Raw genomic sequence first — 22517 nt, forward strand, 5'->3', positions numbered from 1 at the left:
ATATGAAGGTCATACGCTAATCCGCTGCTTAAAACTTTATTTCAAATATGCGTTTTCGTTCGTTTGTTAAATAACACCGTTGAACAGATAATATATTTTTTTTTGGAGTACGTCACGAAGAACGCGGATCTCGTACCAATGGTAATTGGACTGTTCAGATCACGCGTAATCATCTAATATTTTATCGGATAATCCTGCATAAACTCAAACTGATAGCCTTCACTTTTTAAAATGTCGATCAAAGACGATAACTGTTGTTGTCCTTTTTTCGTCTGAAACATATCATCATGCATGAGGAATACCACGTTATTTGGCACCATCGAACTTTTATTGTTCATAAAGTGGCGAATCTCATTCACAGTCACTTCTTGGCTTTGGGTTGGGCTGCCCGTGACGCTGTTCAGCCGCCATTCCACATCCCAGCCATAAATACTGTACCCATTTTTATGAAGGATGTCCGCTGTGCTTGCACCATTCTTTAAATCAATCTTCCGCACATCATCATACATCCAGATATTCCTGCCGGGCAGTCGCACGATTTTGTGTTTTAGATTGAGGTCCTTCTCATTTTTTTCAAAGTCGGCGAAAGCTTTTTGTGGATTATTATAAAATCTTGAATATTGATTATTGGCGTGCGTGTAACTATGATTATAGCAGGCAATCAAAGGGTTAGACTCATATTTTGCAAGATCACGCTTTCGGCCTTTACTCATATTGGCATGTTTACCGATTAGGAAGACACTCACTTTGACGTTTTTTTCTTTTGCGATGGAATCGATTGCTGCACTCCCGATCAAGGGTCCGTCATCAAACGTAAGATAAATGTGTTTGGGATGTGCATCAAATGCCCGGCGCAATGAGTCTTTCAGACTACGCTTTTGTTGTTTTATAGAAATAGGGTGCAGACTATCCACGGTAAAATGGATCTGATTTTTCTGAAGCGAATCCCACTTGTTTAGTAAAACCGGAACGCGCGCTTTGTCAATCAGCTTTGTATTTAATGTGTCATTGCTGATCTCCCTGTCGCTACCTAATACTTTGCTGGAGAAATCCTTACATCCAACCGATCCCAAAACTACAGCAAATGCGAGCGATGCTGCCATCAACCTTCTACTCTTCATATCTTTTTTAATCCTATGTGATCTTTCGATGCTCAAAATTACTATAAAAACCTGCTTAAAATGTATAAAATTTTATAAATCCCCAAATTCAGTGATAAATAGCTACAATATAAGTACCAACCAACTTCCAACCAACTTCGGCCGTTCATCGGGTTTTCATCGGGATGGCATCGGGAATTCATCGACTACACCCGATGAATTCCCGATGAAAACTCGATGCCAGTAGCATAAAAGGCAGAAGAAGTTCGGGAGTTAACTGGTTTTTTGTTGCTGCTTCGTGCCAGCTTCGGTAAGTATTCGAGACGGTTTCGAGAAAGGTCTGAAGTGAAGCCGAACAATTGCCGAAAATAGTCCCGATGTAGGTCGCATCGACTTGCTCTAACAGGACTTTGCCACGTGGGAATTTCATAACTAAAGACCAAGTTTCTCTGCTATTAGTGTTAAAGGAAAATGGTTTACACAGAAAGTTTTTTGCGCCAAATATGCTTCTTTTGTGTATTTTCACAGCTAGCAATTTAGCTATGTGTAGCTTTTACTCGCATGGCCTAGATTGAGAACTCGACTTGAATGTATCCTTTATGAATGAAGTAAGATAAATTTTAACATTAATAATTTGTATGAATCAACAATTAATCAGAATATGCTGGACCTGCATCCTCTTCACTTTTGCCTTCGGCCTATGCTTCGCGGCACCCAAAACGACCGATGAGAAGGAATATCCTATGTTTTGGACATGGTTGGGTTATCAGTCGCCAAAACAGTTTGATTCCGTATGTCGTGACATGAAATATTTGGGGATAGAGGGCGTCATGTTGAATGCGGCAAGTCCAGATGAATATCGTACTGCCATACCCATTGCGCAGAAATATGGGATCCAGGTTATTGCCTGGCTATGGACGATGAATTTGGAACATGATCGGGATAAAATTCTTCGTGAACATCCGGAATGGTTCAGCGTCAACCGAAATGGCAAAAGCCTCGCGGACACTACGGCTTACGTAGACTATTATAAGTTTCTCTCACCGGTAGTACCTGAAGTAAGGGAATACCTTAAGCGAAAAATACAGTCTTATTGTGAAATCGATGGACTGGCGGGAATTTCTATCGATTACCACCGTTATGTTGATGTAGTGCTACCTACGACCCTATGGCCGAAGTATGATATTGTGCAGGACAGGGAGTACCCTGCCTGGGATTATGGTTACCACCCCCTATCTATCGAAAAATTTAAAAAGCAATATGGTTACGACCCGCGTGAACAAAAAGACCCTTCAAAAGATTTGACCTGGCGACAATTTCGTTGTGATCAGATTACCGAAGTGGCAAATATGATTGCCGAAGTGGTGCATGCCAACGGCAAAACCATGGCTGCTTCTCCTTTCCCTACACCAAAAATGGCTTCGAGGATGGTCCGCCAGGATTGGGGCAAATGGAATCTCGATATCGTATTCCCCATGGTATACAGTAGTTTTTATACAGAGGACCCCAGCTTTATACAGGATTGCACTCTTGAGAATGTCCGCGATAAAGGAGCAAATACGATCCTATACTGCGGTTTAATGGCTAAAAACAATGCAGATATGTTTACCGACATGGACGAAGCCTTCAGACATGGTGCACAAGGCATTTCCATTTTTACAATAAATAGTCTTCAAGATTCTGATATAAAAAAGCGTTTTAAAGCTTATACAGCAGCAGCGAAAGCCAAGAGAGATAGGTATAATGTTACATTGAACATTACAAAAAAACAGGTCGAAAACAATCCGTTCAAGAAAAATGGCGTGATGCAGTTAATTACTGCGAAGATACAACAGCTGGTTGAGGTTGAAAATCCCGCGGCCAAGCCCATTGTATTATCGGCCTATAGAAAAGTTGATGAATATGATGTTACCACCAAATATGTTGTTCAGGATAGGGTTAGTAAAAAGAAATTCTTCGTAACATTCTTTTTCTATGGTGGGATCCTGTCGGGCTGGAACGTTGATCCGGCTCCGGTAAATAGCTAAATTAATTGCTTTACTCTGCTATATTCGACGTTTATTAAAAATGAAGCAATGACAAAAACCCTACATATTACTGTTTGCCTGCTGATATTTGTGTTTCCGTCAGCGGTCCATATTTCCTATGCGCAGCAATGCACACGCCCCAAAACGTTAAAGAATACGTTGCCAATTGATCAAGCTTCTCTCCATCAGATCTTATCGAATAACCGGACCTTGTTTAATCAAGGGAAAGTAGCTGACTATATTCCCGAGCTAGGCAAAGCAAATGCGCGAGATATTGCATTGTCGGTCGTGAATTGCGATGGGACAATCATTAGCACAGGAGATGTGGATCAGAAATTTACCATCCAGAGCATATCAAAAATAATTGCGCTGATGATTGCAGTTAAGGAAAATGGCGAAAAAACTGTATTCAACAAAATGGGCTACTATGGCACAGACAAGCCTTTTAACCATTTTGCGAATCTCGAAACGACTGGGAAACCACTTAATCCCATGATGAACGCAGGTGCTATTCTGACGACTTCGCTGATCAAGGGTAAAGCTGATGAACCCTTCCATAAAATTCTTAAGATGATCCGATTTATCACCAAAAATGAAGCAATAAATTATAACCCCGCCGTGTACCATTCGGAAAGAATAACTGGCAATCGGAATAGAGGAATGTTCTACCTGATGCGCAATAGCGGTCTAATTGAGTGTGAAGATGAGACTCAACTAAACAATTATTTCAGACAGTGTTCTATCGAGATCACTGTGGAAGACCTTGCTAAAATAGGCTTTTTCTTTGCTAACCGATGTATTCGTTATGACGGAAATAACTCCTATGAGGACGCCGATCTTGCACAGCTGATCCTTTCACAAATGCTAATTTCCGGCATGTACGAATTCAGTGGCGAATATGCCCGCACGGTAGGCTTGCCTAGCAAATCCGGCGTCGGCGGCGGCATTGCCGTAAGCGTTCCGGGGAAAATGGGAATTGGTGCTTACAGCCCTGCTTTGGATCAGCACGGCAACTCGCTCGCAGGGTACCATATGATCCTTGATTTGGTAAGGTCGAGGCACCTGAGCATATTCCAATAAAACTCATTATCTTAAATAAACGAAACGGAATCAAGGGCAAGCGTGTTTATCCGGAAAGGAGTTGAGCTTCCTATTTAGTCCCAAAAATTCCTGATTAAACCAAATCAAATACACCATGATCAGAACGGAAACCATTATCGCAGTTGAAAGTGTCTCCAGAAGTTCCGCCTTTTATCAAAAGCTGCTCGGTTGCACCAGCGCACATGGCGGTGATACTTTTGATATACTCACTGATGAAGAACGGGTGTTACTCTGCCTTCATAAATGGGGAGAGCATGATCATCCAACAATGCGGCGTCCAGAACACGCCGGGAATGGACTGATTCTGTTTTTTCGGACCGATAAGCTACAGGAAATATTTGACCAGGCTATTGCCCTGGATGCTACCTTCGAAAAAGAAATCCACTATAATGAGAATTCGCTAAAACACCAGTTTATTCTACGTGACCCTGACAATTATTACTTAATTATCTCCGAATGATATAGCCACATTGTAAAATACCTTACTTTCTTAAACCAGTTTAACTTTATTACTCTGGATTTGTGCCAATTTTGCTTTATCAAAATATATTACTATGGCAACACGACTAAATATTGCGAAGGTAGATACTGCAGCCTACAAGGCAATGATGGGACTCGAAACTTACCTCGAAACAATTTCCTTGACGCCCATACAGAAAGAACTGATCAAAATCAGGGCTTCTCAGATTAATGGCTGTGCCTTCTGCCTGGACATGCACAGCAAAGATGCCTTAAAACTCGCCGAAACTGCTCAGCGCATATTCCTACTGAGTGCTTGGTGGGAGACGGAATTATTCTCTGACGAAGAGCGGGTATTATTGAAAATGACGGAAGAGATCACTTTGATTCACCAACAAGGTCTTACAGACAAAACCTTTGAAAAAGCGAAAGAGTTTTTTGATGAAAAGCAAATTGCAGAGATTATCCTGGCCATCATCACAATCAATGCCTGGAACAGGATCGGTATTAGCACGCATCTTGAATTACTGAAGTAGAGATCTTGTGCTACAATCACCTCAATGCCCCCCCTGCTGGGGCATTTTTGTTTCATCAGCTGGCCTTCTTCCCTAGCAGAATGCGCTTTTCCACCAAACAGATCATGGAAGAACCCCGCCTAGCGGGGTCCATTCAAACAAACAACTTATTTCCAGCCTCCTCCCAAATCTTTATAGATATTCACAACAGCATTGAGCTGCTGCTTCTTTGTCTCAATTAGTTCCAATTTAGCGTCCAGCACATCGCGTTGTGTCATCAATACCTCCATATAATCTGCTCGTGCAGATTTGAAGAGATCATTTGACACGCCCACAGAGTTATTGAGCACATCAACTTCTTTGGTTTTGAAATCGTAGCTTCTACCGAGATTTTCTACGTTGGACAGTTGGGTCGATACTTCCAGATAGGCATTCAGAATAACCTTTTGGTAGTTGTATACGGCCTGTATCTGCTTGGCGTTGGCTGTGTTGAACTCTGCTTTCAATCCGTTCTTATTCAGCAATGGGGCCGCCATTTCTCCAATAATATTATACAATATCGATTCTGGCATTTTCAGCAGGTAAGATGGTTTAAAAGCCTGAAGCCCCAGAGCCGCTGAGATTTCCAGCGAGGGATAAAACTCCTTCCGTGCAATCTGCACATCGAGCTTCGCAGCTGCCAGCTCATATTCAGCCTCCCGGATGTCGGGTCGGTTGCTCAGTAGCTGACTTGGTAATCCTGTCTGGACTTTGTTGGGAATCAAATTGGCAAAGGTCTCTTTGTCACGTTTTATCTCCTGCGGGAAACGGCCCAGTAGAAAGTTAATGCGGTTTTCTGTTTCCTTGATCTGCTGGCGTGTTTCATATTCCATTCCCTTAGTTTTCAACACCTCCGCTTCAAACTTCTGAACAGCCAGCTCAGTTACCCGAGCTGCCTGTTTCTGTAATTTAATGACTCCTAGCGCATTATCTTGTACGGCGATATTCTCCCTTATTATCGCCAGTTGATTATCTAGTGCCAACAGTTCATAGTATGAACGGGCTACTTCAGCGATCAAGCTGCTCAATACAAAATTTTTACCCTCCACTGTAGCAAGGTAACGATTTAATGCAGCCTGCTCAGAGTCTTTCAGCTTTTTCCAGACATCTATTTCCCAGCTCGCATAGGCACCTATAGTCAAATCGCCGAGTGGATCGGGCATTTCTTTCCCGGGCGCGATTTCGGTGCTGGCGTCGCCGGCACCCTGACTGGTATAACGGCCCACCTTTTCAACCCCGCCACCAGCACGCAATCCAACTGTGGGCTTCAGGGCCCCTTTACGCAATAGAATATCATTTTTGGCTATTGCCAGCTCCTGCAGAGTCACTTGCAGTTCTTGATTATTTTTGAGGGCGGTATCTATGAGGGCCACAAGATTGGGATCAGTAAAAAATTCACGCCATTTTACTGATGCCGAGTTGACCGTATCAGTAGCTACCGTCCCGCCGAACTGCTGGGGCATCGTATTGTTTTCATGGATCTGGGTCGCCTTAGGCACACTGCAGGCAGCGGCTGATGCACATAGCCATATCCCTAATCCCCATTGTATATTTCGTTGACTAAACATTGTGATCTATTTCTTCTGTTAAGGGATTTTCATCCTCGTGTTTAATAAGTTTACGTCTGGACGCCAGAGTTCCAAAAATAAAATAGAGGCCCGGTATGACAAGTATGCCGAACACCGTGCCGAATAACATCCCGCCCGCCGCGGCAGTGCCGATTGTTCGGTTGCCCACTGCTCCGGGACCGGAAGCCAGTACCAAAGGTATTAAGCCGGCGATAAATGCAAACGAAGTCATTAAAATTGGCCTAAACCTTACTTTAGCTCCTTCCAGCGCAGCTTCAATAATGCTCAACCCTTGGCTGTGCCGCTGTACGGCAAATTCGACAATTAACACTGCATTCTTCCCAAGCAAGCCAATAAGCATAACCAATGCGACCTGTGCGTAGATATTGTTTTCGAGACCTAGTAATTTGAGGAGAAAAAACGCTCCGAAAATTCCAATGGGTAGCGAAAGCAATACAGCAAATGGCATAATGAAGCTTTCGTACTGAGCCGAAAGGATCAGATAAACGAATCCAAGACAAATCAAAAAGATATAAATCGCTTGATTACCTCGGCTTACCTGATCTTTGGAAATACCAGCCCAGTCTATACCATACCCGTTGGGCAGGGTCTTGGCTGCGACTTCATTGACGACCTGAATCGCTTCTCCACTGCTATAGCCTGCCGCCGCAGATCCTGATATTTCTGATGCCAGATACATGTTATGGCGGGTGATTTCTGAAAGGCCGTATACTTTTTCCATGTGCATGAAAGCCGAAAACGGAACCATCTCATCTTTGTCATTTTTCACGTAGAGTTTCAGGATATCTTCGGGCAATGCCCGGTACTGTGGCAGTGCCTGCACCATAACCTTATATTGTCGGTCATACTTAATAAAATTAGTCTCGTAGTTGCTGCCGACGAGGGTAGAAAGGGTATTCAACGCATTTTCGATGGTAACACCTTTCAATTGCGCCATATCGTTGTCAATATGTAGCATGTACTGTGGGAAACTTGCACTGTAAAAGGTAAATACGGAGGAAAGTTCGGGACGTTTATTCAGTTCCTGGACAAACTCTTTACTTACGGTCTCCATTCTTTTATAATCACCCGAGCCTGCTTTATCAAGCAGACGCAGCTCAAATCCACCAGCCGCTCCATAGCCCGGTACCGCTGGTGGCTGAAAAAACTCAATAGAAGCACCGGGGATATTTTTCGCAGCTTGCTCAAGTTGTTCAATAATCTCCTGCGAGGATTCTTTGCGCTCTTCCCAGCTCTTTAAATTAATCAGACAAGTGCCGGTATTTGCACCTGTTCCTTCTGTCAATATCTCATATCCTGCCAATGAGGATACGGATTGGACACCATCGATGTCTTCTGCCTCTTTTTGTAAAGTCTGTGCGGCGAGATTAGTTCGCTCAAGTGTAGATCCCGGAGGCGTCTGGATAATAGCATAGATCATCCCCTGATCTTCATTTGGGATAAAGCCCGCGGGTACCGAATTGTTCAAAAAATAGGCACCGATACAAAAACTGATCAATACTACGAAAGTAAATAATCTTTTGTCAACAATACCTTTAAGCAAATACACGTATTTGTTGGACATTTTATCGAAAAGTCTGTTGAAGGCTTCCAAAAAACGGTCCACGGCCGATTGTTTACGTGCTTTTCCGTGATTGTTCTGTAACATTATGGCGCAGAGCGCAGGAGTTAACGTCAGGGCTACCACTCCTGAAAGTATAATGGAGGTAGCCATCGTAATGGAAAACTGTCGATAGAATATCCCCACAGGACCAGACATGAACGCCACCGGAATAAATACTGCTGCCATCAGAAAAGTGATCGCGATAATTGCACCGCTGATCTCATGCATGGCCTTTTTTGTGGCCTTGTAAGCCGAAATATGGAGCTCTTCCATCTTCGCGTGCACGGCTTCGATAACCACAATGGCATCATCTACCACGACGCCTATGGCCAAAACAAGTGCAAACAAAGTGATTAAGTTGATCGTGATACCAAAGAACTGCATGAACAAAAACGAACCCACGAGTGACACCGGGACGGCAATCGTCGGAATAAGTGTTGAGCGCCAGTCCCCGAGGAATAAAAAGACGACAATGGCAACAAGGACGAATGCTTCGATCAGCGTATGGATCACTTTCTCCATAGATGCATCCAAAAATTTAGACACATCGTAGCTGATCTCATAATCCAGCCCTTTCGGAAAGGAGGCTTTAAGCTCTTTCATTTTATCTTTTACGTCCTGAATCACCTGCGATGCATTGCTACCATAGGACTGCTTGAGTACAATGGCTGCAGAAGGCTTGCCATTCAACGTTGAGTAAATATCATACATCGCTGAACCAAATTTAATATCAGCCACGTCCTTCAGACGGAGCATCTCCCCGTTACTATTCGTCCGGAGCACGATATTTCCGTAGCCTTCCGGAGTAGTAAAACGTCCCGGATATTTCAGTACATATTCAAATGACTGGGATGTTATACCCGACGACTCACCGGCTTTGCCGGGCGAGGCTTCCAGACTTTGCTCCGATAAGGCCTTCATGACTTCCTCTGCCGAAATCTTGTAGGCAGTCATTCGGTCAGGCTTCAACCAGACGCGCATGGCCAGCTCCCGTGTACCTAAGATATTGGCAACCCCTACTCCATCTACACGGCGCAGCTCTGATACAATGTTCATATCGGCATAATTGTACATAAAATTGCCATCAAGCTCCTTATCCTTACTGAACAGGTTGATGTACATTAGCATATTGGATTCCTCGCGGGTTATCTTTACCCCTTCACGCACGACAATGGGTGGCAGCTTATTCACAACGGAAGCCACGCGGTTCTGTACATTCAGAGAAGCCTGATTAGGATCAGTCCCCAGGTTAAAGACAACCTGTATGCTGGCCTCCCCATCATTGCCGGCATCCGAAGCCATATACTTCATCCCGGGTACTCCATTGATAGCTCTTTCAAGTGGTATGATGACGGACTTGATCATAAGTTCGCCATTAGCCCCGGGATATTCGGCTGTGATGTTTACTTTGGGCGGTGATATAGAAGGAAACTGTGTCACCGGCAGTTGTACCATTGACAAAATGCCGAGAAACATGATAATCATCGAAATGACAATGGACAGAACCGGCCGATTTATAAAACGACTAAACATAGTAATTACAAGTAAAAGGGTTATTCAGTTTTTAACTTCAAATCAGAGATCGCATTTCTAGGCTGCACAAAATTATAGGAGATCTTCTCATCCTCTTTTGCTTTCTGGATACCATCAAGTAGAAATCTATCTTCCTTCTCAAGTCCGCCCGTTACTATATAAAGGTCGGGCAGTGAATTGCCGATGGTTATATGTCGTGCTTTAAGTTTCCCGTCTTTGTCCACTATGTAGACATACTTGCGGTCCTGCAATTCATAGGTTGCTTTCTGCGGAATGATCAACGCCTGTTTTAACGGAAAGCTCATTACGACTTTACCGCTTTCGCCATGTCTGAGAAGCCGGTTGGGATTCGGAAACCGTGCTCTAAATGCAATGTTACCCGTTTCGCTGTCAAATTCACTCTCAATAGTCTCGACCACACCCTGTTCGGTAAACAGCTCATTGTTGGCAAGTTGTAACGATACATGAGTGTCGCCACGTTTACTGACATTTGTTTGGTAACTAAGATATTCGGGTTCTGACACATTAAAATACACAAGCATTTGACTGTTGTCAGACAGACTTGTCAGCAGCTCGCCTTCGTCAACCAGACTGCCCAGTTTCAATGGTATCCGGTCGATCGTGCCATCAAATGGAGCCCGTATTTCTGTAAAAGAAAGATGTAGCTTGGCAATGGCAGCAGCAGCTTTCGCTTGCTCAAGCTTGGCTTTGGCCATTGCCAGTTCATTTGGGGAAACGACATTTTTGTCGGCAAGAGTCTTTGTGTTCTGAACCTCGATATCTGCTACATTGACCTCTGCCAGCGATTTTCTATATTCCGCCTCGTACATCTTAGGCATGATGCGAAATAAAAGTTGGCCTTTACGTACAAATTGGCCTTCATCCACGAAAATCTGCTCCAGATAACCTTTTTCTTGTGCACGCAGTTCAATATTCCGGAACGACCGGATCTGAGACACAAAGTCTTTCCGGATGATGGTATCCATTTCAACTGCCGATGTCACATTAAATTTTTCCTTTTCTTCTTTTTCTTCCTTCTTGGAAGTGCACCCAATTTGGCATAGCAAAGCAGCCAAACTCATGAGCATAAATACTCTTTTCATTGTAAAAACGACTAATTAAAAATAAGTTGAATTGTTTGTTTATGTGAGTGGTTAAATGCCTTCAATTTGAGCTACCAAAGGCGCTAGGGAGCTACTAATAAAAATGGAATAGCATCATCCTAAACCGCCAACGGTTCAGAAAGACTAAAATCGAGACATTTCAGGGGTTAGCTATCAAATTCTCCAGTTACGTTGCAGGAGATAGAGGTGTGGATGCAGGTATGCAGAGAAATTGCAAAAAGGGATTTTCTTTGCATACCGAAATACAAAAATGAAAAGCACTACAGCAAAAAATACCAACGTCACAAAATCACTGGCCATCTGCAGGTTTCTTGTCAATTGAAAGTTCTCACTGTCAAAATCTTCGATAAGGGGATTCTCCGTGGGTAAGTTTCCCTCTGTGCGGGAATCAAGGTAGACAGCCGAAGCGATTTTGTCCTTGTGCTGATCATCGCCGTGCTGGTACATAAAACTGATCGCTGGACGATCAGAATCGTTGCGTACGACATGACTGTTGCCACTCCTGATCAACAAGAAGCCTATAAAACATATAATCGCAATGACCGCTTTCATTTCGAGGCAAATATACTAGCGTATAAATAATTTCGAATAGGTTTAACACAATTTAACAAAATGATTACAATAGAGCGATATTGACTAAAAAAGAGACAACTGTGTCCCGCTTGCGGCCACATTTCCAGTTGGCGGGTTAACAAATCCGTAAACTGTACGTCCACGATATTGCCACGAATTCCGCCGCTCTTCTTCTATTACCTGCTGGATGTCAAACTGTGGCGTAAAATCAGGTTCAGTTTGCAGTACGATCTGATGAAGCTTATTGATTGATCTGAGCTTCTCTTGATTTCCTAATTTTGATTTCTCGATTCCCCGCTGAAGCATCTGAATACTTTTGTCGTATATATCAAGAGGAACAGGAAAAGGATGCCCATCTTTTCCGCCATGTGCAAAAGAGAAACGCGCGGGATCCATAAACCGAGCGGGAGCGCCGTGAATGACTTCACTCACTAACGCGAGCGACTGCAAGGCACGCGGTCCCATGCCTTTCAACAACAATAGATCTTCAAATTGCTGCAGCTGGTTTTCACGCGCAATGTAAAGCATTGCTCCCAATCGTTTTAAATTCACATCTGATGCACGCACGTCGTGGTGCTTAGGCATAATCAATTTAGGGAGATCAGTAGGCCTCAACGCCGATTCGTCACTAACAAGCCGCATAATGCCCTTCCTGTTTGGAGCTGCTGCAGAATCGGTCAGATTCAAAATAATGCCCTGTGAACGTCCGTTGATACCCGCATGCGGTTCCTCAACAAAGGATTTTATCTTCTCTGAATGCCAATGATACCTCCGCGCTGTCCCATCACGCTCGTGCATGCCCTGCTGGACCACAGCCCAACAGCCATTGTCGGCCACAATAAAGTTGTGCAAATACAATTGATACCCGTCTTGGATCGCTGTACTGTCCACTTTAGCAACCAGTCTGCTCGCCCTAGTCAGCGCTGTGCCATCCAGCCCCTTTCTGTGAGCCAGATCAACCAGTTCTTGTGGCGTTTCCCTCGATGCCTTGCCCTTGCCTCCACATATATATAGACCAAAGGTCTGTGAGTCCGGATTGATGGCGCGTTTTAGTGCCCCCATCACCGATGTCGTAATCCCCGATGAGTGCCAGTCCATCCCTAAAACTGCTCCAAAACTCTGGAACCAAAATGGATCTGCCAGCCGCCTCAAAACTTCCTCCTTACCATAATCCGAAAGAATAACCTCAATAATTGAACGACCTAAAGCGCTCATGCGCTCGTAAAGCCAAGGAGGTACTTTCCCATAATGTAAAGGCAAATCTGCTGTACCGGAACGCTTCATTTTAAAAAAAAACTAAAATTATTAGTACAAATGTAGGGTATTTTGGATGAGTATGCAAATTTCCTATAGCATTAAGACGTTCATCAACGTTGAGATCTGTCAAAAAAAGGCTGGGCATCACCCAACCTTTTTCATTTCTTTACAATTTGCATCGAGATTGCTTTCTGCTCTTTAAGTAGTCCGTTTGGTACAACTGTTATTTCCCCGTCAATGCTGATAGCAGTCCGGCACGGAAGGAAGGATCTTTTTCGGAAAACTCAATGGAATGCTTATAGGTATCTACATTAAAGAAAAGTTCTGCTGGCGCTGCCTTTTTATTGTCAAGAAACAGCTTAAAGCTGTACGCTGTTTTCTTTGATAGGTCCACATTCACTTTATTGGACGAAAAAACGTTGGGAAGAACGACATCTTTTGTAAATGCTTCCTCGGTGGGCATCTCGAATAGATCTCCTAAAGCTTTAACCAAATTGTTGGATTGTGTGCCAAGGGATTTGATCTTGATTTTACCTTTGGTAAAGCCTACATCGTCACTAGGCTGGCCATCGATAATACCAGCAGGAATAAAATCAATTATTTCCACTTTAATACCTACCGTATCCTGATTATACAAGGATTTGGTTGTATAGATGCGGCTTGAATCCGTTTTGACCTCATCGGTGATTCGCAGGAAAAAATTCTTCTTATCCGGTCCGGGTTTGCCATTCGTTAATTTTTCTATTCTTACCCGTTCAATCGTACTCTCTGTCGCAGTGTCTCTACCGTCAGTTTTATTCTGGCTGGAGTTTCCGCAAGCAGCTATCATCATGCTAGCTGTCGCAAGTAAGGCTATGGATTGGATCTTGTACATGGTGAATTGTTTATTATCAGTAATTATTGAGATATTGTTTTATAATATTACCATTATTACTGATAACAAACAACTATGACCAATGTTTTTATCTTATTTCAATAAAGCATCGTACAAAATTTCTACGGGATGCAAAGACTTTCTGCCTGTACCATCTTTAATCTGGTGCCTGCATGAAGTCCCAGCTGCGGCAATCAAAGTTTGCTCATCTGTGTTTCGCACTGCGGGCAGCAGTACCAATTCTGCCACTTTCATGGAAACATCGTAATGTTCGGCTTCGTAACCGAACGATCCGGCCATACCGCAACATCCAGATGGAATGACCTCCACACTGTAATTCGACGGAAAAGAAAGCACCTGTTCAGTCACTGCGACCAAATGGAAAGCTTTCTGGTAACAATGTCCATGCAATTTAATCTTGCGGCTGGCTACCGTAAACTGCTCTTGATGAATCCGGCCAGCTTTTATTTCGGCGAGCAGAAATTCATCGATCATTAAGGCGTTTTTCGCAAGCCGCTGCGCATCTTGTTGCATATCCTTGTCCACTAAGCTTAAGTATTCATCCCTAAATGTGATAATACCCGAGGGTTCAATGCCCAGCAATGGCGTTTCATCCGTGATTAGATCTTTTAAAAACATGACATTTTTATGTGCAATCTTCTTTGCCTCCTTTACAAAACCTTTAGATAAAAAAGTACGGCCGCTCTGGACATGGTTTGGAATCACGACTTCATAGCCTAAGGCAGTAAGTAATTTATAAGCAGTAATGCCAATTTCAGCGTCATTATATTCGGTAAACTCGTCAGAAAAAAGATATACTTTTCGCTTACCACCCATGGAGCCTGAGCGCTGCTTTTTTACCCAGTGGCTTAATGTGGTACCATTGACCATAGGCAGCGAACGTTTAGGTGCAAAACCTACTGCCCTCTTCACCAAGCCGGACAAAAACCTGTTGTTTATAACGAAATTGTATAGGGGAGCGACAAGTGACCCTAATCTTTGGGAATCCGTGAAGTTAGCGATCAGTCTTGCCCGGATACTGGCCCCATGCACATCATAATAATGCTGTAAGAATTCTGCCTTCATTTTGGCTACGTCCACACTCGATGGACATTCGGTTTTACAACCTTTGCAGCTTAAGCAAAGATCCATCACCTCCTTGATTTCTTCATGATCAAAACGGTTCCTTTGGGTTGAATTAGTCAGAAATTGTCGCAGGATATTGGCTCTGGCCCTTGTTGTATCCTTCTCATCCCGTGTAGCCATAAAAGAGGGACACATAGTACCACCAGTAATTTCACTTTTCCGGCAATCTCCCGAGCCTGAACACTTTTCTGCCAGGCGCAGGATCGACTCCTCTTTGGAGAAATCAAAATAAGTCTTGATCTCTGCTCGGTTGTGATTGTTATCATACCGCAAATTAGCATCCATTGGGGGGGTATTCACGATCTTATTGGCGTTAAATATTCCATTGGGATCGAAGATAAATTTTACTTTTTCCAGAAGTTTATACACCTTCTCTCCAAGCACTTTCCCAATAAATTCTCCACGCAGACGTCCATCCCCATGCTCGCCACTAAGTGATCCATTATATTTTAACACAAGACTGCTGGTCTTTTCAAGTATAGAACGGAAAGTACGTTTACCAGCTTCTGTCTTCAGGTTTACAAAAGGTTCAATATGGAGCTCGCCAGCGCCAGCATGAGCATAATAAGAGGCATGTACTCCCTCCTCTTTTAGTAGTTGCTGGATATCGCTGACATAAGCAGGTAAATCTTCAGGCGACACCGCGCAGTCTTCGATCAAATTGACCGGCTGGCTATCCCCGGGAAGGTTACGGATAAGTCCAAGTCCTGCTTTTCGAACATCCCAGACCATATTTGTCTCTTCAGCTCCTGTAATATAAGGATAAGCATAGCCTAAGCCTTTTGCTATAAGTTCCGCCTTCAAGGCCATTGCCTTCGCCGCAGCCTCGTTAGCGTCGCGTCCACGGAATTCGACAATCAATAGCGCCTGTGGGTCACCCTCAATAAAAAAACGGTTATATTTATAGGTTGGGTGCCCTACCGTAAAATCCAAGATATATTTGTCAACCAGTTCGGAGGCCTCCGGCCGATGGTTTAAAGCTACAATATTACCTTGCATACACTCAACCATATCCGCAAAATGCACACATAGGAGACCGAGCTCCTGAGGCGGCAACGGCATTAACCTCAGTTTGGCCTCCGTTACAACGGCGAGCGTGCCCTCGGAGCCGGCAAGGATATTGCACAAATTAAACGGCCGGGACTGGTCGCTGAGGATGTCGAGAGCATATCCCGTATTACGACGTGTGATAGACCGTTTGGGATAACCAGAATTAATATCAGCCTGGTTTTGCTTATTTGTCAACAGTTCATTCAACTGCCGGTAGATATCACCTTCACGACCAGATTGTAATAGCTTTTTAAAGAAAGCCGCTTCATCCAATTGTTCAAAAATAGCCTCAGATTTATCATCCAGAATCACATGGGCCGAAATCAGATTGTGCCGAGTGTCACCCCATACGATTGAATGCAGACCCGACGAATTATTACCTATCATTCCACCTACCATGGCCCGGCTGGCTGTTGAAGTCTCGGGCCCGAACATCAGTCCGAATGGCCTGAGGTAATTATTCAGGTCATCGCGTATGACTCCAGGTTGTACACGTACCCACTTTTCCTCTACATTCAGTTCCAAAATGCGATTAAAATGACGAGAGATATCGACGACGATACCGTTTCCCACCACTTGTCCGGCCAGGGAAGTACCGGCTGTACGCGGAATCAAAGTCGTCTCGTATTCCCGTGCAAAGTCAATTAGATACTTGAGATCATTGATATCAGATGGAATGGCCACCGCCAATGGCTTTTCTTGATAAACAGAAGCGTCCGTCGAATATGCTAGCAACATCGTCTGGTCTGAAGCGGTATCACGATAATACAACTCACCTTTCAGTTGAGTTGCCAATAAGGCTAATTGATTGTTATCTTTCACTGAATTTGCATTTAAAGTAGAAAACAAATTTAGTTAAATTTATCATTCATGAGAAGCATTATTTGCAAGAAACATGCAGTATAAAATACAAAAAACGCATAAAAGCGCAAAAACATAGAGTTAAACCTCATTTTAGTTTTTTTGTGTTCAATGATTGGATGTATTTTTGCGGGGAAGTGATTATTAATTTGATTTCTTTTATATGCGTAATCTTATTCTGCGGTACACATTACATTCGGACTTCATCATCTATACGATACGGGTGCTCATCGGTTTCTTACTGGGTTATATTCTTTTCGTTTCATTTCCAGAATATTCCGTTTCATGGACACTTATCTCCATCATCTTGGTGATCTCTCCTCAGGAGAACGAATCCCAAAAAATTGCGATCGACCGAGCTAAATCTAATTTTATTGGATCAGCTATTGGCCTTAGCTTATATTTTGTTCCTATTTCGCAGCTATATGCCATGATCATCGGCATTATCGCTTCGTTAATCATATGTAAAACACTTAATATCATGGCTGTAGCTCGCACATCCATGGTTGCACTAATTATAGTCTATCTGCACGAGCAGGAAAGCCGATCATATTTTGCTGCTTTAGATCGATTCGGCTGTGTATGCGTTGGTTGTCTCATCGGACTGGCAGTCATCCTTTCGACGCGAAATATTATCATACAGCTCAGAAATAGGTATAATTGTTGATTGTTCCAGGGAATCAATCAAACAAATCTCTTTTGATCAGCAACTTAGTAGCCTATCCTCAGTTATCAATTAGCTTAGACAGAACATAATTTTGTATCAACCCTAGTAAGTCAGAATAATATTCATTATATATAAAAATATTTTGAATATTGTACAATATTTATTACCTTTGCACTCGAAATGACAAAGGTAGAATATAATTTGGATCAAGTTGATTACAAAATTCTGCGTTTAATGCAGGATAACGGACGAATCAACAACGCTGACATTGCGAGAGAACTTGGAATGGCACCTTCTGCTATATTAGAGCGGGTGAAAAAGCTTGAACAGAAGGATGTTATATTAAAGTACAGTGCGAGGATCAATCCGGCAGCGGTCGATCAAAAACTTTTGTCGTTTATATTTATTAAAGCCAATGATATTATCGGCGAGCAACGCGTGGGCCTGGCACTTGCTGAAATCCCTGAGGTACAAGAGGTTCATGATATCGCCGGCGACGATGGTTATCTTATTAAAGTGAGAACCGCCGATTCAACAGGCTTAGTGGACTTGATGCGAAACACTTTGAGTAAAATTGAGGGAATTATTTCTACTCGTACTACCATCGTACTTCAAACAGTAAAAGAAGATCAGCAGGTTGTTATACCTGAATAACAGAAAGGAGGTTTAGTTATGTTGCAAGGACAAAAGAGGTCTGCAAACCCATTAATGGTTATTATTGCATATTTTATTATTTATGTGGTGTGGGGTTCAACGTTTTTCTTTATAGAAAAAGCCCTTCATAGTTTTCCACCGTTTATCTTAGGTTCATTCCGTTTTATAACTGCCAGTGCTATACTGATGACGATCTGCGCGCTAAAAGGTTATAAACTGTTTAATAAGCGCTCCATCCTGCAGGCGGCATTTGTTGGCTTCCTCCTCCTATTTATTGATATGGCTGGTGTGATCTGGGCAGAGCAATATGTTTCCGGCGGTATTGCGGCAATTATTGCAGCAGCGGCTGCCATTTGGTTTATTATCTTAGACAAACCAAAATGGAAAGAGAATTTCAGTAGCCTAACCACAGTCGCCGGCGTCGTTATGGGATTCCTGGGTGTTGTGATGTTGTTCGCCGAACAGATCGTCGCTTCCGAAAATAATGCAAACGGCACTTTAAGAGTAATTGCGCTATGCATCCTTGTTCTGGGTTCTATTGCGTGGACGGTAGGGTCGCTGGTCTCCAAATATTTCAAGAAACCTGCAAAAGGAGAAAAAGAAGATTTACACGTCATGGTTAAAACGGCCTGGCAAATGGTTACAGCAGGTATCCTTTTTAATGTGACCGCCCTCCTTACGGGTGAATATGCATCGTTTGAGGTAAGAAATGTAGCGCCTGTGGACTGGTTTAATCTGGGTTACCTAATTACTTTCGGTTCTATCCTGGCCTTTAGCTCATACATCTGGCTTCTGCAAGTCAGACCGGCAATGGAGGTGAGTACATACGCCTATGTAAATCCCATCATTGCACTTATACTCAGTCACTTTTTCACCTCTCATGCGGTCACTTCATTACAGATAATCGGGCTAACCGTAATTTTATTCTCTGTATTGTTGATGAACTGGAAGGCATACCGTAGCAAATTGGCTGACAAAAACAAAAATAAGAAGAAGCTCGATGGAGCAATGCCGGATACTCCACCTAATAATGCTGATCGGAGATCTCTGGATCATCTTCCCGAAGCAGAGCTCGTGCCTTAGGTTGTTATTTTTCTAATTATATGACAAAGCTTAATGTAGATTTATGTTAAGCTTTTGTTTTTTTTATGTTTTCTGCGAAATTACCACTCGCCGATAAGATATCTTCATTTTTAAATGGCTAACTTTGCCAGCATATCTGTTAACTAACTATATGAATTTATCAAAACAAATTGCCTTTATAGGTAGTATCGGGATTATCTCAGTTTTGATGGCCTCAAGCTGCTCAAAACAGCTTTATCCTACGCAAAAAGATTTTCGGCAATACTCCATCAATAGCGAGGTGCAAGCAGATCCCACAGTGGTATCGATATATGAGCCTTTTAAACAAAAAATGGAAGCTGAGATGAACCGTGTCATCGGTCACGCAGGTAAAGCGCTGACAAAAGACAAAACTCCCGAAACCTTGATGGGAAACTTCTTCTGTGAAGCATTGTTATGGATGAGTGATCACTTTGCACACAATCCGGCTGATCTGGCTTTTGCAACCAAAGGCGGAATCCGTAATGATCTTAAAGCGGGCGACATTACGGTTGGACATATCTTTGAAGTAATGCCGTTCGAAAATACGCTGACGGTCATTGAGCTAAAAGGAAGCCAAATACGTCAACTTGCTGACTATATCGCAAAGACACATGGACAGCCTATAGCGGGTATGACGTTGATGATCTCAGCTAACGGGGCGCAGGATATCAAAATCAAAGGGCAACCTATCGATGATAATAAGCTATACAAGCTGGTAACCTATGATTACCTTGCCAACGGTGGTGACAACCTTACCCTGTTGACGCAATCAGTGTCACGGATAAACTATCCACAGCGGATGCGCGAAGGACTGATCGAATATGTGAGTCAATTAACGAAAGAAGGTAAAGAAGTAAATGCGGTATTAGATGGAAGAATTAAAATCAATTAATCGAAGAGCGTTTATTAAGCAGGCTGGCGCGCTGTCTACGGCTCTTGCATTGAGCTCGCTGCCTTTCGATACGGAGGCCAGAAGTAAAAAAATAAGGCTGACCATTTTGCATACCAACGATGTGCACAGCCGAATCGAGCCCTTTCCTATGGACGGCGGCAAATATCAGGGTTTGGGCGGTGTGGCACGGCGTAGCACATTGATCAATAAAATACGCAATGAAGAAGAGCATCTGCTATTGCTGGATGCAGGAGATATGTTCCAGGGAACCCCATATTTTAATCTGTTCGGTGGAAAATTAGAGCTGGACCTGATGAGCAAACTGGGCTATGACGCCGGCACATTTGGCAATCACGAGTTTGACAACGGACTGGATGGACTCGTAAAATATCTGGACCATGCCAAGTTTCCTTTCCTTACCGCAAATTACGATTTTAAAGGCACGGTGCTCGAAGGAAAAACCCAGGATTATACGATATTCCATAAGGGAGGGATCAAAATCGGAGTATTTGGTCTCGGGGTGGATATTGAAGGTTTGGTGGACCCCAACAACTATAAGGGGATGAAGTATTTAGACCCTATAGCGGTATCTAACAAAATCGTCAAAATCCTGAAAGAAAAGCATCATTGTGACCTTATCGTCTGTCTGTCGCATCTAGGTTACAAGTATGAAAATGACAAGGTCTCGGACCTGATACTGGCAGCCAAAACAGCAGATATTGACTTAATCATCGGCGGGCACACACACACTTTCCTTAAAGAACCAACGTTGGTCACTAATCTCAAAGGCGCACAGACTGTCGTTAACCAAGTGGGCTTCGCTGGTATCAACTTGGGACGTATTGACTTTATTTTGGAGGCTGGGTCCCGTAAAAAACAGATGGTAGCCACTACATATCAGGTTGATCCAACAATACAGGATACGCTGCTGGCATAGGATTATTTAATAATAAGTATTGCAGATAACAGATGCCAAATTGACCAAATCAATTTGGCATTTTTCTGAAAATTGAACCAACTATTCCTGGAACCGTTTTCAATACGTATCAGATGTATAAGGGAAGATTGTTCACTAGCGCAAAAACATCATTTGGATGAAGAAAATTATATCCATTTATCTAGACTCCTTTAAAGGACTCTCACAAGCAGCCTGGCTTTTGGCTGTTGTTATGCTGATCAACAGAATGGGGAGTATGGTTATCCCTTTTTTGGGTTTATATATGACGCAGGTCCTTCATTTTAACATCAAGCAGATCGGAATAGTTCTGATGAGTTACGGCATCGGTTCCGTATGTGGGTCCTATATCGGTGGTTGGCTTACCGATCGCATTGGCAGCTTTAAGGTACAGTTTGGTAGCTTGGTCCTGGCTGCCCCACTGTTCCTGTTGATTCCCTGGTTTAAGGAGGTTCAGTCCTTATCGGCAATGATTTTCACGCTCAGCCTTATATTTGACGCATTCAGGCCAGCGAATTCTGTATCTGTCGCAAGCTACGCCAAACCAGAAAATATTACACGTGCATTCTCCCTTAACCGTCTGGCGATAAACTTGGGATTTTCCATTGGCCCGGCAGTTGCGGGATTTCTCGCTACCATCTCGTTCGACTGGATCTTCTATGGAAATTCCTTTGCCGTTATGTCCGCCGCAATTATTTTCTTTATGTTTTTCCATAAAAGACAGAAACGGACAGTCGTCAAAACAAACAAGGAAATACTGTCAGCGACTGATACCGTGCAGAGCAGAAACCCCTATACCGACATCCCATTTATCCTGTTTAACATTTTCTGTTGCATCTTCTCGTTCTGCTTCTTTCAGCTTATTACAACATTACCATTGTTTTATAGACAGGTGCATCATTTAGATGATCATCAGATTGGCTTTCTGTTGGGCTGGAGTGGCTTTGTGATCGTACTTTTGGAAATGTTCGTGGTTCACATCGCCGAAAAAAGATTCTCTCTGATCAGTACACTGGTATTCGGAACATTTTTATGCGCAAGTTCGTATGCCATGCTTAATTATATGGGTGGGCTGGGCTGGCTATATTTTACATTTCTTATTTTTGGTCTTGGCGAAATGCTTACCCTGCCTTTTATGGCGACGGTCTCGGTCAACCGGTCTACCCCAAAAACGCAGGGAGCATATATGGGATTCAATTCATTGGCATTCTCTGCTGCAAACATCTTCTCTCCGATCCTTGGCACTTCAATTGTAGATTCCTTTGGCTTCACTACCCTCTGGTGGGCAACTGCACTTACCTTATCACTGACAGCCTTGGGTTTCTACGTGGTATTGAAATGGATGCGATAATAAAAGGGCTTTGTCACAAGAGAACAAAGCCCTTTAAATGTCA

At 43.2% G+C, this 22517-nt stretch carries 19 protein-coding genes; 10 read left to right on the forward strand and 9 right to left on the reverse strand.

Annotation, left to right across the window (positions count from 1 at the left end; all coding sequences use genetic code 11):
* Positions 1 to 173 precede the first annotated feature (173 nt).
* Both K7A41_RS18470 and K7A41_RS18475 read right to left on the reverse strand, forming a co-directional pair.
* The gene (locus K7A41_RS18470; protein ID WP_265714865.1) at positions 174 to 1121 is read right to left on the reverse strand and encodes a polysaccharide deacetylase family protein; all 948 of its coding nucleotides are present in this window, start codon (positions 1119 to 1121) and stop codon (positions 174 to 176) included.
* 178 nt (positions 1122 to 1299) lie between these two features.
* Positions 1300 to 1530, reverse strand: a complete 231-nt coding sequence (locus tag K7A41_RS18475) for a hypothetical protein (protein WP_265714866.1) — start codon at positions 1528 to 1530, stop codon at positions 1300 to 1302.
* Positions 1531 to 1738: 208 nt separating this feature from the next.
* Here K7A41_RS18475 and K7A41_RS18480 point away from each other — a divergent pair, with 208 nt between their 5' ends.
* The 4 genes from K7A41_RS18480 to K7A41_RS18495 all read left to right on the forward strand — a co-directional run bounded on the left by K7A41_RS18480 (position 1739) and on the right by K7A41_RS18495 (position 5223).
* Entirely contained in the window at positions 1739 to 3127 is a 1389-nt protein-coding gene (locus tag K7A41_RS18480; RefSeq protein WP_051606754.1) for a family 10 glycosylhydrolase, read from the forward strand.
* Between the two features lie 48 nt (positions 3128 to 3175).
* Entirely contained in the window at positions 3176 to 4207 is a 1032-nt protein-coding gene (gene glsA / locus K7A41_RS18485) for a glutaminase A (RefSeq protein ID WP_037533012.1), read from the forward strand.
* A 115-nt stretch (positions 4208 to 4322) separates the two neighbouring features.
* Positions 4323 to 4688, forward strand: coding sequence for a VOC family protein (locus tag K7A41_RS18490; protein WP_028069600.1), 366 nt, complete (start codon positions 4323 to 4325; stop codon positions 4686 to 4688).
* Positions 4689 to 4782: 94 nt separating this feature from the next.
* Positions 4783 to 5223: a carboxymuconolactone decarboxylase family protein gene (locus K7A41_RS18495; RefSeq protein WP_265714867.1), complete on the forward strand. Its 441-nt coding sequence runs from the start codon at positions 4783 to 4785 to the stop codon at positions 5221 to 5223.
* Between the two features lie 146 nt (positions 5224 to 5369).
* On the opposite strand, the gene K7A41_RS18500 is transcribed toward K7A41_RS18495, so the two are convergent.
* The 7 genes from K7A41_RS18500 to K7A41_RS18530 all read right to left on the reverse strand — a co-directional run bounded on the left by K7A41_RS18500 (position 5370) and on the right by K7A41_RS18530 (position 16812).
* Entirely contained in the window at positions 5370 to 6809 is a 1440-nt protein-coding gene (locus tag K7A41_RS18500) for a TolC family protein (RefSeq protein WP_028069598.1), read from the reverse strand.
* Positions 6802 to 9966 (reverse strand): efflux RND transporter permease subunit, encoded by a 3165-nt coding sequence (locus K7A41_RS18505; RefSeq protein ID WP_265714868.1) that lies wholly within the window; start codon positions 9964 to 9966, stop codon positions 6802 to 6804. The genes K7A41_RS18500 and K7A41_RS18505 overlap by 8 nt, the downstream gene beginning before the upstream one ends.
* Positions 9967 to 9986: 20 nt before the next feature.
* On the reverse strand, positions 9987 to 11069 hold the full coding sequence (locus K7A41_RS18510; protein WP_265714869.1) for an efflux RND transporter periplasmic adaptor subunit: 1083 nt from the start codon (positions 11067 to 11069) through the stop codon (positions 9987 to 9989).
* 174 nt (positions 11070 to 11243) lie between these two features.
* Positions 11244 to 11642 (reverse strand): hypothetical protein, encoded by a 399-nt coding sequence (locus K7A41_RS18515; protein WP_028069595.1) that lies wholly within the window; start codon positions 11640 to 11642, stop codon positions 11244 to 11246.
* Between the two features lie 84 nt (positions 11643 to 11726).
* Entirely contained in the window at positions 11727 to 12947 is a 1221-nt protein-coding gene (locus tag K7A41_RS18520; RefSeq protein WP_265714870.1) for a DUF763 domain-containing protein, read from the reverse strand.
* Positions 12948 to 13143: 196 nt separating this feature from the next.
* Positions 13144 to 13794, reverse strand: a complete 651-nt coding sequence (locus K7A41_RS18525; RefSeq protein ID WP_265714871.1) for a hypothetical protein — start codon at positions 13792 to 13794, stop codon at positions 13144 to 13146.
* 93 nt (positions 13795 to 13887) lie between these two features.
* On the reverse strand, positions 13888 to 16812 hold the full coding sequence (locus K7A41_RS18530) for an FAD-binding and (Fe-S)-binding domain-containing protein (protein ID WP_265714872.1): 2925 nt from the start codon (positions 16810 to 16812) through the stop codon (positions 13888 to 13890).
* A gap of 202 nt (positions 16813 to 17014) precedes the next feature.
* Here K7A41_RS18530 and K7A41_RS18535 point away from each other — a divergent pair, with 202 nt between their 5' ends.
* The 6 genes from K7A41_RS18535 (at position 17015) to K7A41_RS18560 (ending at position 22474) form a co-directional block, all read left to right on the forward strand.
* Entirely contained in the window at positions 17015 to 17518 is a 504-nt protein-coding gene (locus K7A41_RS18535; RefSeq protein ID WP_265714873.1) for an FUSC family protein, read from the forward strand.
* Positions 17519 to 17698: 180 nt separating this feature from the next.
* Positions 17699 to 18172 carry an Lrp/AsnC family transcriptional regulator gene (locus tag K7A41_RS18540; protein ID WP_028069591.1) on the forward strand — a complete coding sequence of 158 codons (474 nt, stop codon included), beginning with the start codon at positions 17699 to 17701 and terminating at the stop codon, positions 18170 to 18172.
* Between the two features lie 54 nt (positions 18173 to 18226).
* Complete coding sequence (locus K7A41_RS18545; RefSeq protein ID WP_265714874.1) at positions 18227 to 19255, forward strand: EamA family transporter; 1029 nt, start codon at positions 18227 to 18229, stop codon at positions 19253 to 19255.
* A 151-nt stretch (positions 19256 to 19406) separates the two neighbouring features.
* Positions 19407 to 20168, forward strand: a complete 762-nt coding sequence (locus K7A41_RS18550; protein ID WP_265714875.1) for a 5'-nucleotidase C-terminal domain-containing protein — start codon at positions 19407 to 19409, stop codon at positions 20166 to 20168.
* Positions 20146 to 21105, forward strand: a complete 960-nt coding sequence (locus K7A41_RS18555; protein ID WP_028069589.1) for a bifunctional metallophosphatase/5'-nucleotidase — start codon at positions 20146 to 20148, stop codon at positions 21103 to 21105. The genes K7A41_RS18550 and K7A41_RS18555 overlap by 23 nt, the downstream gene beginning before the upstream one ends.
* Before the next feature lie 157 nt (positions 21106 to 21262).
* Positions 21263 to 22474, forward strand: a complete 1212-nt coding sequence (locus K7A41_RS18560) for an MFS transporter (protein ID WP_028069588.1) — start codon at positions 21263 to 21265, stop codon at positions 22472 to 22474.
* Positions 22475 to 22517 lie beyond the last annotated feature (43 nt).

Source organism: Sphingobacterium sp. InxBP1, from assembly GCF_026191775.1.
Classification (GTDB): domain Bacteria; phylum Bacteroidota; class Bacteroidia; order Sphingobacteriales; family Sphingobacteriaceae; genus Sphingobacterium; species Sphingobacterium thalpophilum.